Source organism: Modestobacter altitudinis (assembly GCF_005930475.1).
In the GTDB taxonomy this organism is placed as follows: domain Bacteria; phylum Actinomycetota; class Actinomycetes; order Mycobacteriales; family Geodermatophilaceae; genus Modestobacter; species Modestobacter altitudinis.
Genome location: NZ_SJEW01000012.1, coordinates 1 through 12,344 on the forward strand (window position 1 = coordinate 1; position 12,344 = coordinate 12,344).

The 12,344-nt window shown below is 69.6% G+C and carries 11 protein-coding genes and 1 tRNA gene; 5 read left to right on the top strand and 7 right to left on the bottom strand.

Features of this window, described 5'->3' with window-relative positions:
* Positions 1–357: 357 nt before the first annotated feature.
* Positions 358–444: transfer RNA gene (locus tag FHL79_RS06680), tRNA-Ser, on the top strand.
* A 54-nt stretch (positions 445–498) separates the two neighbouring features.
* On the opposite strand, the gene FHL79_RS26430 is transcribed toward FHL79_RS06680, so the two are convergent.
* The 3 genes from FHL79_RS26430 to mobF all read right to left on the bottom strand — a co-directional run bounded on the left by FHL79_RS26430 (position 499) and on the right by mobF (position 3,166).
* On the bottom strand, positions 499–846 hold the full coding sequence (locus FHL79_RS26430) for a tyrosine-type recombinase/integrase (protein ID WP_218938354.1): 348 nt from the start codon (positions 844–846) through the stop codon (positions 499–501).
* A 2-nt stretch (positions 847–848) separates the two neighbouring features.
* Entirely contained in the window at positions 849–1,643 is a 795-nt protein-coding gene (locus FHL79_RS06690; protein ID WP_138757840.1) for a site-specific integrase, read from the bottom strand.
* 179 nt (positions 1,644–1,822) lie between these two features.
* The gene (mobF, locus tag FHL79_RS25375) at positions 1,823–3,166 is read right to left on the bottom strand and encodes a MobF family relaxase (RefSeq protein ID WP_138757841.1); all 1,344 of its coding nucleotides are present in this window, start codon (positions 3,164–3,166) and stop codon (positions 1,823–1,825) included.
* 614 nt (positions 3,167–3,780) lie between these two features.
* On the opposite strand from mobF, the gene FHL79_RS06700 reads away from it, so the two are divergent.
* The 3 genes from FHL79_RS06700 (at position 3,781) to FHL79_RS06710 (ending at position 7,477) form a co-directional block, all read left to right on the top strand.
* Positions 3,781–4,494: a GAF and ANTAR domain-containing protein gene (locus tag FHL79_RS06700; protein ID WP_138757842.1), complete on the top strand. Its 714-nt coding sequence runs from the start codon at positions 3,781–3,783 to the stop codon at positions 4,492–4,494.
* A 389-nt stretch (positions 4,495–4,883) separates the two neighbouring features.
* Positions 4,884–5,072 carry an ANTAR domain-containing protein gene (locus FHL79_RS06705; RefSeq protein ID WP_246080451.1) on the top strand — a complete coding sequence of 63 codons (189 nt, stop codon included), beginning with the start codon at positions 4,884–4,886 and terminating at the stop codon, positions 5,070–5,072.
* Positions 5,073–6,154: 1,082 nt separating this feature from the next.
* Positions 6,155–7,477, top strand: a complete 1,323-nt coding sequence (locus FHL79_RS06710; RefSeq protein ID WP_138757843.1) for a PP2C family protein-serine/threonine phosphatase — start codon at positions 6,155–6,157, stop codon at positions 7,475–7,477.
* A gap of 204 nt (positions 7,478–7,681) precedes the next feature.
* Here FHL79_RS06710 and FHL79_RS06715 read toward each other — a convergent pair whose 3' ends face one another.
* The 4 genes from FHL79_RS06715 to FHL79_RS06730 all read right to left on the bottom strand — a co-directional run bounded on the left by FHL79_RS06715 (position 7,682) and on the right by FHL79_RS06730 (position 11,198).
* The gene (locus FHL79_RS06715) at positions 7,682–8,509 is read right to left on the bottom strand and encodes an STAS domain-containing protein (protein WP_171058058.1); all 828 of its coding nucleotides are present in this window, start codon (positions 8,507–8,509) and stop codon (positions 7,682–7,684) included.
* Between the two features lie 140 nt (positions 8,510–8,649).
* On the bottom strand, positions 8,650–9,102 hold the full coding sequence (locus FHL79_RS06720) for an ATP-binding protein (protein WP_138757845.1): 453 nt from the start codon (positions 9,100–9,102) through the stop codon (positions 8,650–8,652).
* Between the two features lie 285 nt (positions 9,103–9,387).
* A complete protein-coding gene (locus FHL79_RS06725) occupies positions 9,388–9,960 on the bottom strand; it encodes a GAF and ANTAR domain-containing protein (protein WP_246080453.1) in 573 nt (190 codons plus the stop codon).
* Positions 9,961–10,481: 521 nt separating this feature from the next.
* Entirely contained in the window at positions 10,482–11,198 is a 717-nt protein-coding gene (locus tag FHL79_RS06730) for a Crp/Fnr family transcriptional regulator (RefSeq protein ID WP_138757846.1), read from the bottom strand.
* A 336-nt stretch (positions 11,199–11,534) separates the two neighbouring features.
* Here FHL79_RS06730 and FHL79_RS06735 point away from each other — a divergent pair, with 336 nt between their 5' ends.
* A complete protein-coding gene (locus FHL79_RS06735) occupies positions 11,535–12,248 on the top strand; it encodes a GAF and ANTAR domain-containing protein (RefSeq protein WP_246080455.1) in 714 nt (237 codons plus the stop codon).
* Positions 12,249–12,344: the final 96 nt, after the last annotated feature.

Genomic DNA, 12,344 nt, shown 5'->3' on the forward strand with positions numbered 1-12,344 from the left:
GGGGACTGGGGTGGGACGGTCACAGACAGAGAGGTCCTTCGCTGAGGGATCAGGCGGTGGGAGGTCGACGCGCGCGTACACGGACCTTCATGGATGTGGAACACCGCCGTCCAGCACATCATGCCCGATGAAGAGAGTGTGCTGGTTCCGACAGGATCGTAGGCACTTCTTGACCAGCGTGAAGGTACTGACGACTCACGATCGGGCGCTCCGCCTGTCGAACAGTGAACTGCTGTCATGTGCACAGGTGACGTCCGGTGGGGCGGCGCACCACTGCACGCCGACCCCGGCCCGTCGCGCACCCGCCGGGCGAGGCGGAGTCTGCTGCGGGTCGAGGCGCTAGCCTCTGTAGCGCCGGGAGGGCTCGCCTAGTGGCCGATGGCGGCGGTCTTGAAAACCGCTATGGGGTAATGCCCATCGTGGGTTCGAATCCCACGCCCTCCGCTCTGACCTGCGGTTTCCGTCTGTCTGGTCTGATGCAGGAGCCCCTGCGGGGGCTCAGCGCCCCCGTCGTGCCCGCTGCGTGCCCGTACGGTTTCGGGTCGTGCCCGCCGCAAGGCGGCCCAGCCCGGCGGCCACCTCGGCGTCTCGTCGCTCTGCAGCGTGCTGGTAGATCATGGCCGCGCGCGATGAGGAGTGGCCGGCGCGACGCATCACCTCGGCGAGCGTGGCTCCGCTCTGAGCGGCCAGCGTCAAGCCCGCATGGCGGAGATCGTGCAGGTGGGCTCCGGGCAGGTCGGCCCTCCGGCGGGCCGTGCCCCAGGCCGCGTGGACGTGGTGGGCGCGCAGAGTGGTGCCGTCCTGCCGAACGAACAGCCGGGCGCTCGGCAGCGCCGGACCGCGCAACCTCAGGTGTTAGTCCAGCGCCTCGTGCCCTGGGGAGGCAGGTGGACGGTCCGGTGACTCCCGACCTTCGGCGGTCCCTCCTCGGGGCCCGTGTCAGTCTCGACGCCCTGACGTCGCACGGTCACCGTGCCCGCGTCCAGGTCGACGTCCTGGATGCGTAGCGCGATGAGCTCCCCCAGGCGCAGGTGTCCCCAGAAGGCGAGCTCGACCAGGCCCCGGAGGTGAGCGGGCATCCTGGTGGCGAGTTGCTGGACCTGCTCGAGATCCAGTAGTGGCCGCTCGTCCGTCCGCGCTTGCCCGGCGCCCGTGATGCGACACGGATTGCGGGCCAGGGCGTCGTCGGCGACAGCGGTGGAGAGGATCGCCCGCAGCACCGCATAGGCCTGTCGGGTCGCGGTAGGGCCCGTGGCCGCGCTGATCTTGGCGTGCCAGCTCCGCACGGCGGCCGGGGTGATCCGATCGAGGGGCAGGCCGCCGAGGGTCGGCAACACCCAGCGGTCCAGGGAATGTCGGTACGTCTCGCGGGTTCGGACCGCCAGCGGGCGCCCGCGCACCGAGCGCTCCGCGAGCCACGCCTGGCTGTACTCCCGGAGTGTGACGCCGCTGCGGTGCGGGGCGAGCCAGACGCCGCGCCCCATGTCGACCTCGGTGGCAGCGAGAAACCTGGTGGCATCGGTCTTGGTCGCGTACGTCGTCGGCGCTGCGCGGTCGTTGCCGTCCGGGCCTGGATACCGCGCTTGCCAACGGCCAGACGGCAGCTTGCGGACTCGACCGAACCGTCTCCTGCCGGCTGCCACGGCTCCGGTCTCCTTCTCGATTGATGGCGGGGGTGCGATGGCACAACCCGGCCGCTGGGCCGGAGGAGGCCCCCTCCCAAGAACGACTTCTGCGTCGCTTGTGGGCCCGACGATGAGCCCTCGGCGGTGGCCGCACAACCATCGGCTCACGCCTCGTGGATGGTCCCGCAGGACCGATGTCAACGGTTGTTCATGGGTGGCGCCGTGGGTTCGACAGCACGGGCGTCGAGGTAGGCGTCGAGGTCGGTCTGCCAGAAGCGGAGCGAGCGGCCGGCGTAGGTGAACTTGACGCGCCGTTCGGCGACGAGGCGGTAGATGAGGCGGCGTCCGCAGCGGAGGTAGTCGGCAGCACTGTCGACGTCGTGGAGGCGGTCGCCGGCATTGGCCGACGGTCGGGGGCTGGTCGCGGTCATGCCGGCTCCTCTGTAGACGGTTGGCGCACCGGTGAACGAACGAGCTGTGACCCTCGGGTGCCACGACCAGCCACGGCCCGTACAGGCGTCGTTGGATGCAGTTCGGTGACACCTGGGGACGTGATGCGGCCCCGGGGCACCGCCGCGGTGGCGGGTGGGTTCACCGGCATGTCGAATGCTCGACGGTTGGCTCTCCAGCTGCCGATCAAAGGCCTCATGGTCGGGCAGGTGGGCGGCAAGAACCGTCTGCAACTGCGCGCGCACCTCGGGTGTGGGTGAGGCCTGTGGTCCGACCGGGTGGGGATGGTCGGCGTTGCCGGTGGCGGCGCGCCAGACGGCGAGCTGCCGGGCCAGGTCGGGGTCGGCTTGGCGTAGCTGGTCGGCCCAGGTGGTGTCGGGCAGGTGGTTGGCGTTGATGGTCGCGGCCAGGGCGTGGACGAGGTCGGCGCGTTGCTGGACGTACTCGGCCAGCTTCCCGCGGTCGGGCGCCGTCGGGTCAGGCTTGGAGATCGCCACATGGGTGTGCAAGTCCGGGTCGCCGTTGCGGGAGTCCCGATGCGTGAACGCCACCGCGAGTAGCCCGGTGACGTCGACCTGCCGCAGCCCACCGGCGCCCAGCCGGGTGTAGACGGCGGTGCGTTCCAGCCAGCCGATGGTGTCGGCCACCGCCGCGGCGTGCGCGGCCTCGACCTGCGCTGCGAGCTCGGGGGAGGCCAGCGCCCACAACGCCGAGACGCTTTTCACCGGGGAGAAGGTCAGGTCATAGCCGGCCACCGACAACCGCGGCCCGGTCGTGACGAACGGCTTCCCCAGCTGCACTGACCCCCGGCCGCCACCGGGCTGCCCGGCCACACCGGTGACGGTGGAGGCGCCTGGGTGATGGCCGTGTCCGAACAGGGCGAGCATCTGCGCCTCGGTGACTGGATCCCTCGCTCGCGGGCCGCCGTCCAACGAGGCAAGGCCGACGCCGAGCCACACGCCGGGGGACTCGCCGCGCTGTTCGTAGTAGGCACCCAGCAATCCCCGGCCGCGGGCGGTGACATCCCCGGCGGCCACCTGCCGGGTCAGATACGTGTAGCCCGACCCGGCCGACAGCTTGTGCAACGACATCACCGTCGTCCACCTCCTCGCCGCCTCGCGTGCCGCCGGTCGCCGGCCTGGGCGAACCCGCGGTGGCCGGGTTGGGTCCGGCGATGCGCCCAAGGTGGCCGAGGAACGTTCAAGGCGACGTCACCCCGCAGGTCAGCGGCCTGGAGCCCTGCTTGGGGCTCGGCTGCGCGCCGGGAACGGGGCGCCCGACGTCGCGAGACTCGAGCTGGGGGTGACGAAGCGGTGGCACCACGGACGAGCGCCCCCCCGCCGGCATGAGGGGCCCGCTCCCCGCCGCCCATGATCACCGCCGTGGGCGCCGCCGGAAGGGCGCTGCGCGTCCCTACGGGATGGGCCTACAGCGCCCTTCCCCCGCCACCCACGGCCGCGAGAGGGCAGCTACGGGAAGCCAGCCAGGATGTGGGAACGGTCCAAGAAGGTCAGCGCCAGGTCGGTCAACGTCGCCTTGACCGCGTTCTACAGCAAACCTCGGCGGGTGGCCGTGAGCAGCTGTGCCGCAGCTGGCGACGGAACCAAGCGCCCGCTGCGGGTCAGTGACCCACGGCTCAGCCCCGTGCTTTCTCGCTGTCCGGCGAGGCGTGACGCGCACCCGGTGACAGGGAAGAGTACGAGTCATGGCCGACCTGACCGCCCTGCACGAGGCCCTTTCCCGCGTTGTCCTCGTCGACCGGGACCTGGGCGACGCGTTGTGCGAGATCACCGAGATCGGCCGCCGGGCGATCCCAGGCTCAGAAAGTGCTTCAGTCACCCTCATCGGCGGCGGGAAGCCGCGCACCGCCGCGTTCCAGGGCCAGCTGGCGGTCGACGCCGAGGAACTGCAGTACGGGCTGGGCCATGGTCCGTGCCTGGACGCCGGCCGCGCCGGCCTGGTCTTCCTCGTCTCGGACATGGGGACCGAGCAGCGTTGGCCCGACTACGCCGCGCCGGTGGTCGAATGTGGTGTCCGGAGTTCCCTGACGGTCCCGCTCCCCTTCCTAGGAGCCACCATTGGGGCGCTGAACCACTACGCCACCCGGCCGGCCGCTTTTGACGAGGACGACGTGGCCCGCGGTGAGGAGATGGCTGGCTTCATCGCGGTCGCCGTGGCGAACGCTCAGCACAGCGCCCAGTCAGCCGAGGAGGCCGAGAACATGCGTCGCGCCATGGTGTCCCGGGCGATGATCGAGCAGGCCAAGGGCATCCTCATGGAACGGCACAAGATGACCGCCGATGCGGCCTTCACGGTGCTGTCGCACGCATCTCAGAACAACAACCTCAAGCTTCGTGAGGTGGCCGATCACCTGGTCACGACAGGGGAGGTTCTGGGCCCCGTGCAGGGCGGCGCATAGCACCCCCCCTATTCAAACGGTCCTGTTTCAGACCGGCAGTGGGAAGTTGGATCCGCCAGTGGCTGAGCGGTCCGTCGTGGAGGAACTTGCTGATGGCGAGGCGGCAGCCGAGTTGGCGCAGGCGCTTGGGGCGCTCGCTGCATCCGAGGCCCACGTCCAGGAACGAAGCGCCCCCTGCCAGCCAGGAAGGGCGCGCCCCGACCTGCCACGGGGGCGCAGGCCGCAACGCGATCAGGAGCGTGGCAGGTTCCATGGGCCGGTGGAAGGTGATGTCACCCGCCCGGTGACGCCCCCTTAGTCGCAGGTCGCGCCGGAGCGCACGGTTTACGCCGTAAGCTGCCGGCTCGTGCCCGGATGGCACCGAGGACTTGGCGGCCGCCCTGTCTCGGTTGGACCAGCTTGAGCGGGCCCTGTCCTTGAGTCGGCAGATCGGCATGGCTCTGGGCATCCTGATCGAGCGGCACAAGATCACCGAAGCAGAGGCATTCCGCTTGCTCGTCGCTGCGAGCCAACGCGAGAACGTCAAGCTCCGCCACGTGGCCGGGCGCCTGGTGCTGACGGGCTCCTTGGCCGACTAGCGCCGAGGCGGCCCCATCAGCCGGTGGTTGGACCGATGGAGCCTGACCCCGGCGACTCATGGTTCAGAACGCAGGGGCTGGCTAAGAGTGCGCTGTAGTAGCCGGGGCGGCTACCTGATGCACGACCGAGGCGAGCGCGACCTGCGCTCGCGCAGCCCCGCCACACCCTTCAGACGAGACTCGATCCCTGAGGTCACTGCATGAGCAAGAAGTCGCTCGCAGACGCCCATCGACGTGTCGGAGAGGCTGAGCGCGGTGTGGCCTGCCGTCTGCTCGACCACGCTGACAGGTTGCCCGACCCAGATGAGGTGCGTCGGAGAGCGCGAAGCCTGTCGGTCAACGCCCAGAAGCACCTCCGCGAGGCCGATCGCCTGGACTCAATCGCTGGCAGTTGACGCCCCCTGGGGGCGTGGGCGCCGGGACTTCCACCCGGCCGGCGGGAGTGGGGGCCCGCCTTAGCTCCCTCACGCGCATCGCTGGTGCTTCGGGTGGTGGTCGGGCACGCCGTCGATGAACGAAGCGCCGCATCCGGTCAACGCGCGTGCTTGCCGGCGCCCTGACGCAGAGACCGCCCCAGCTGATGCGGACCTGGCGGCCGCCGGTGAGTGCTTCGTGCCTAGGGTGGGTCGTGGCCGGCTATCGACTACTCGACATCTCAGGTCGGCAACAGGAGGCGTCCTGGAGACGTACTTCGTCGAAGATGGCGAGGACAGTGATCTTTTAGCTCTTGCTCAAGGTCGTTCGACGGCGCTGTCCTTCACCGACTCGGCGGGAACGCCGGGGGACGAGTCAGCCTGGCGATTCTTCGTCTTCCAGCGCCGCGATGGCGATCGCTGGCAGAACCTCGCGTCCTGGCGGCCCCGGCCCTATGGGCAGTTGCGCCGGCGGCCCTAGCGGTACCGGCATCAGCCGGATCACTCGTCTCGGCCCACAGGGTGATCGGCCGGGAGTGCGTGCAGCTGGGAGTTAGTCTGGTGCCGTCGTGGTGGCTGATGTCGACGCGGCGTTGCTCCACCCGGCGTGCGGCCGGGCAAGGGTCACCGACCGGTCACCCGTTTCCATGGGACCCGGTTGGAGAGCACATGCCTGAGGGCGGCACCCAGAATGGGAGCGGGACGCCCGCAGCACTGCTGGGCGGTGGTCGCGGCTTCGCGGACGCGCAGGGCCGGTCGCGGGTCGAGAGCCTCGGTGAGCGACTACTGGGCTCCCTGCTGGACAGGGCCCACCTCATGCCGGCCCGGCTGGTGGGTCCGCTGCTGGCCCAGGAGATCGCCGCGGTCGGCGCCTCCGATGTCAGCATCTGGCTGCAGGACTACGACCAGCGGACCCTGCAGCCCCTGAGCGGGTCAGGCCTGGTGGGTGAGCCGTCGCCGATCGACGGGAGCTGGCCGGGTCGCGCCTTCACGCAGGACGCCCGGATCGAGCAGGAGCTGCCCGACGGGTCGGTACGACTGTTCATGCCGATGCTCGACGGCTCGGACCGGATCGGCGTGCTTGCGTTCACCCTGTCCGCGGTGGACGACAACGACCGGCGACTCGCCCAGCGTCTGGCCGGCCTGGCCGCGGACCTGATCGTCACCAAGTCCGACTACACCACCACCTTCGACCGGGTGCGCACCGCGGCCCCGATGAGCCTGTCGGCGCACCTGCAGTGGCAGACGTTGCCCCCGCTGGTGATGACCACCCCGGACGTCGCGCTCGCCGGGATCCTGGAGCCGGCCTACGACGTGGGTGGAGACAGCTTCGACTACGCACTGGACTCCCACGTGCTCCACCTGGCGGTCTTCGACGCCATGGGCCACGGGCTGGAGGCGGCCACGATGGCGACCATCGTGGTGGCCACCTACCGACACGGACGGCGGTCCAACGCGTCCCTACCGGACCTGTACGTCCACATGGATGATGTGCTCGCCGCGACATACCCCGGCCGTTTCGCCACCGCGCAGGTGGGCCGGCTGGACACCGAGACCGGCGTGCTCAGCTGGGTCAACGCCGGGCATCCCGCGGGCCTGTTGATCCACCCGTCCGGCGAGGTCACCGAACTCACCGGCCCGATCACCCGGCCAGTAGGTTTCGGCGGCGCCGCCCCGCTGGTGCAGACCGCGCAGCTGTCACCAGGGGACCGGGTGCTGTTCTTCACCGACGGCGTCGTGGAGGAGCGACTCGAGGACGGGCATCAGTTCGGCGAGGCACGCCTGCGTGAGCTCGTCGAGCAGACCAGCGTGGACCAGGTGAGCGTGGCCGAGACCGTACGACTGCTCTCCCACAGCCTGATGGACGCCCGAGGCGGCCGAACCAGCGATGACGCCTCGCTGTTGCTGGTGGAGTGGCGCGGCCCGCCGCGGGATGACGAGCTGGCCCGCGGCATCATCGGCGGACTACCCGCCGGAGACATCGGCAGCTAGGAAGCGGCTGACCTATGGCGTGGACGGTCCGGATCGCGGCCCGTTTTGTCCACCACGTCTCGGTGCAGTCCAAGCCACCATGTCGTGCGTGCGTGGGCGGCGCGCTCGACGGCGCGCAAGCGCGCTCCATCTACACGACGGGAGCGAGCAGACGACGGGTAGCTGACCCATGGGTCGGCGACGTTGGCGCTGTCGACCGGGGCCTCATGCCGTCCGGGCGCCGGCCCGGGTAGAGGAAGCAGTTGTCGGGTGGCTGGCCGGGTCGAACAGATGGCGGTCCAGTCGTAGGCGGGTCAGTGCCTGATCCATCGCGGGTGAGGCTCCCCGCAGGGTGATCCGCCGGCCGTTGCGGAGCAGTCGCCGGTAGGCGGTGCCGATGGCCTTGATGCCGGCGTGGTCGACGACGGCGAGTGCGGTGATGTCGGCTGTCCACCGGTCGCAGTCGCTGAGGAGCAGTGCCGAGATGGTGTCGTGCAGCAGGTGCGCGTTCCCCCCGTCCAGTCGGCCGGTGAGCTGGAGCCTGCCCAGGCGGTAATCGACTGCGACCATCAGAGACGGATCGTCCCCGTCGGGAGATTGTGGTCGTGATTTCACCCGAACAGGTCGTCGGGCCTCTGGTCGCGAAGGAATCCGACGACCGTGTGCGGGGGGGCCGGGCGTGGTGCGCTGGGGACGGGCAGGCGCCGGGGGGAGGAACAGGTGGCTCAGTCCGACCAGGGTGACCAGGCGCTGCACGCATCGGCTGCTGGCTGTGATCATCACATGGCTGCCGTGGTCTTCCGCCATGGTGGCTGCGGTGGCCAGCGCGCGAACGCCGCCCGCGTCGCAGTAGGTCACTTCTCCAGCGTCGATCAGCCAAGCCTGGTGGGACGTCTGGGTAAGGGCTGAGAGAGCCTTCAGTAAGTGCGGGGACTGCTCTCTGTCCAGTTCGCCGACTACGACAACCAGTCCCAGGGACGGGTCCACGAAGATCTCAAGGGTGGGCCCGACCTGGATCGGCGCTGAGGTCTGTGGTGCGACATCAATGGTCACAACGGCTTCCCCGCCGGCATCGGTGGACGGCGGGACAGCGAGCGTCCGAACATCCGAAGCCTGAAATTGGTGCATTCGGGCCGGATCTTCGACCGCTTGAAAGGTTACCGCGGGGGCGTGTGCTGTGCCACGCCACCGTGTCAGCGCTCCGGTGAGGCGAAGGCAACCTGGGCCCAGACATGCTTGCGGTCGCCGTCAACTTCCCACCCGTAGGCCGCGGACAGTCGTGCCACCAGATAGAGCCCCAGCCCGCCGTATGCGGGGTCCCGGCCGACGGCCAGTGCTGGTGGCTGGTCGGTCGCCGCGTCGCTGACGTCGAGCAGCCAGCCTGTGGGTGTGGTGCTGACGGCGACGTGAACCGGACTCTCGCCGTGGCGAAGGCCATTGGACACCAGCTCCTCGAACACCAGGAGCATGTTCTCGATGGCGTCTTCCTGCGCCCGTTCTGGTCGGCTGCCGTCGTGCAGCGCGGCGCTCAGACCCCGGCGCTGGGCTGTCACTTCCACCGGGTTCGACGGCTCCCACCGCCACACGTTCGATGTGTCCAGCTCGGGCGCGGGCCGGCGATGTTGCGACCACATCGACCCGCTCATCGGCCACGCTCCCCGTGCGCCGACGACGGTTCGGCACGTGGCTGCGTTCACGTGTTCGGGGTGGGTGGCTTTTCCTGCCCGATGAACCGGACGGACCCGCGCTGTTACAAGTCCGCCCACCACCGACGTCAGCCGCCCGCCGGCGACCTCAACCGGCCGCGCTACCAGTTGGCGCTTCGAGGGCACCGCATGGTCGGCGCCGGCTGAGCCAGTCGCCAACCCTGCCCCGCACCGGACGGTCCTCGACCGTTGACCAGATGGTCAGACGCGAACTGCCGCCGGCGGTCATTCTCGGCCGAGGAGCTGGCCGGTCTGGACCAGATGGTCGGCTACGTCCCGAAGCTCCACGTTGTTGCGCTGGGAGGCGTGGGTGAGCACGGTGAACGCCATGTCCGCGGTGACCTTGTGCCGCTCCATCAGGATCCCTTTGGCCTGCTCGATGGTCGACCGGGACTCCATGGCGCGGCGCATGTTCGCCGCGTCCTGGGCCGACTGGTGGCTGTGGCGGGCGTTGACGACAGCGACCGCGACGAAGTCGGCCAACTCCTCCCCGAGAGCCACGTCGTCCTCGTCGAAGGCGGCTGGCCGGGTGGCGTAGTGGTTGATCGCCCCGATGCTGGCGCCCTGGAAGGGGAGGGGGATCGACAGGCTGCTGTGCACTCCTCTGTCGACCGCCATGGCGGCGTAGTCGGACCACCGGGTTTCACTGCGCATGTCGGAGATGAGGAACACCAGGCGCGCACGGCCGGCATCCAGGCATGGGCCATGGCCCCGCTCGAACTGCAGCTCTTCGGAGTCTCTGGCCATCTGCCCGCGGTAGGCGGCGGTGTGGGGTTTCCCGCCGGAGATCAGCGTCACCGAGGCGGCTTCGGAGCGGGGATCGCCCGGCGGCCGAGCTCGGTGATCTCATCGAGGACATCAGCCAGGTCGCGGTCGACCAGGACGACGCGCGCGAGGGCTTCGTGCGCGGAGGTCATCGGACACGACCGACACCCTTCCCTTCCCATGGGTTCGTGTCGACCACGGGCGGGCGGTGGTGCCTGCAGGCGCCAGGCCCGACGGACGCGCCTTTCCCATCTGGGGAAGCACTGAGCGGCTGCGGCGGCGGGCCAGTCGACTGATAGGTCAAGAGGGGGTGCTCGCATTCATCAACGGCTCGGCGGACGTCGGAACGGCTCGGGGGTCCCCGCGTCGCTGCGGTCACCGGCAGCTGACTGTTGCGCCTTTGTCCCTGGGGGGCCTGTGCGGCCGCCGATCGAAAGGCTGGTGGCCTGGGCGGTGTGCGGCGTCACTGGCGCTGGCTGGTCACTGGGATCGCTGATGGTGCCACTTCGTCGCCGCTGGGCCTCGCCGGACTCCGGACCGAGCGCCGGTGTCCCTCACCTGCTTGCCATCGCCTTGTCGGTGGCTTCGCGGATGACGTCGTAGCAGTCGCAGGCGCTCGAGCGCAGGCGCTGGGGTTCGGTGATGGTGATGCTGCCGCGGGTGTAGGTGATGGCGCCGTCGTCGGCCAGGGCTTGGGCGACCTCGCCCACGGAGGTGCGGCGGACGGCGAGCATCTGGGCGAGGAACTGCTGGGTGAGGGGGAAATTAGTTGCGTCCATGCGGTCTGCGGTCATCAGCAGCCAGCGGGCGGCGCGCTGGCGCACGGTGTGCACCCGGTTGCAGGCGGCGTTGCGGGACACCATCGTGAACAGCGCCTGAGCCGAGCGGCGGAGCATCGCGGTCAGCGGCCCATCGACGTCGGTGATGGCCGCGCGGAAGTCCTCGACGCTCATGGTGAGTGCGGAGCCGGCCACCTGGACCTGGGATCGCTCGGTCGGGGTGTCCGTGCCGAGGAACACCGAGATTCCGACGATCCCCTCCCGCCCGATGGTGGCGGTCTCCACGACCTGGTCCCCGCCCAGGTCGGCGACGACGGACACCACACCGAGGAGGGGGAAGTAGACCGACTGGGCGGGCTGTCCCGCCTCGTGGAGGACGTCGCCGAGTTCGAGCGGCATCTGCGTCAGGTCGGGCAGGAGCGTGGTCAGGTCCTCGTCGGACAGACCGTCGAGGACGGCGTTGCGGCGGGCGGTGCTCAGAGCAGTTGCCACGGGTAGATCTCCGGTGTGTACCTGGTGCTGCGACCGTCGCGGCGAAGGGTAATTCCTCACCCGCGGTCAGGTGCTCGGGCGGAGACTTCCCGGTGAGGGGATGGCCTCACCTTCCTCCGCCGTGTCAAGCCGACGTGGGAGTCCGCCGGGACGACGCCCGTCGGCAGCCGGCGTGGGGAGCGAAGTTCCACCCTTCCCAATGTCAGGTACCGTGCACAACAAGGGAGGCCTCAGGGTCAGTCGGCGTGGAGTGCTTCCCTCTCCCTCCCTTCCCTGGGGCGGACCGCCAACGGCCAGAACCCTCAGGGGCAGGTCGGGTTGGAAGGGCCAGCGTCCGTGTCAGAACCCCGTGAAGGTCAGCGCCGCGAGGCGGCTCAGGCCGCATTGGACGAGCTCGCCTTGTTGATATTGGATGGGCAGTCCACCCAAACGGTGTTGCAGAAGGTCGTGGACCTGGTTGCGCGGGTGATGCCGGGAGTCTGGGACGTCTCGATGACGGTGGTGCGCAATGACCAGCCGACCACGGCGGCGTTCACAGGCCGGCGAGCGCAGGCGCTGGATGAGACGCAGCACCGGCAGGGGCGTGGCCCCTGCGTCGAGGCCGCGATCGGCGGACACGTCATCGAGATCAGCGATGGCCGGACCGAGACCCGGTGGCCGGACTACATGCCGGCTTTTCTGAACGCCGGTGCGCTCGGCTTGCTGGCAGTTCCGGTGCCGGCCGCGCAGCTGTCGGCCGGGCTCAACGTCTACGTCTCCGAGGTCGAGGCCTTCACCGAGGAGGACCGGCAGACGATCGCCCGGTTCGCCGACTTCGCCGCGGTCGCGCTCACCAACATCGACGCGCTTCAGGACGCCCGGGAACTGGCCGAGAACATGCGCAGCGCGATGGAGTTCCGGTCGGTCATCGAGCAGGCCAAGGGCATCCTGATCGAACGCCACAAACTCACCGCCGACCAGGCCTTCCGGTTGCTGGCCGAGGCTTCTCAGCGCGCCAACAGGAAGCTCCGCAACGTCGCTGAGGACTTGGTCCTCACCGGCGAACTCTGACGATCACGCCGATGACCACACCTAGGCCCGAGCCTGGGACCGCGTGCCGGACACGCCCCTGGGCCGGCTTGTGCATCCTCCACTGACAGCTGAAGG

Excerpts from the sequence above, each read along its gene's own strand:
- FHL79_RS06710 (WP_138757843.1), top strand. The coding sequence starts at position 6,155 with ATGCCTGAGGGCGGCACCCAGAATGGGAGCGGGACGCCCGCAGCACTG.
- mobF (WP_138757841.1), bottom strand. The coding sequence starts at position 3,166 with ATGTCGTTGCACAAGCTGTCGGCCGGGTCGGGCTACACGTATCTGACC.
- FHL79_RS06720 (WP_138757845.1), bottom strand. The coding sequence starts at position 9,102 with ATGAGCGGGTCGATGTGGTCGCAACATCGCCGGCCCGCGCCCGAGCTG.
- FHL79_RS06700 (WP_138757842.1), top strand. The coding sequence starts at position 3,781 with ATGGCCGACCTGACCGCCCTGCACGAGGCCCTTTCCCGCGTTGTCCTC.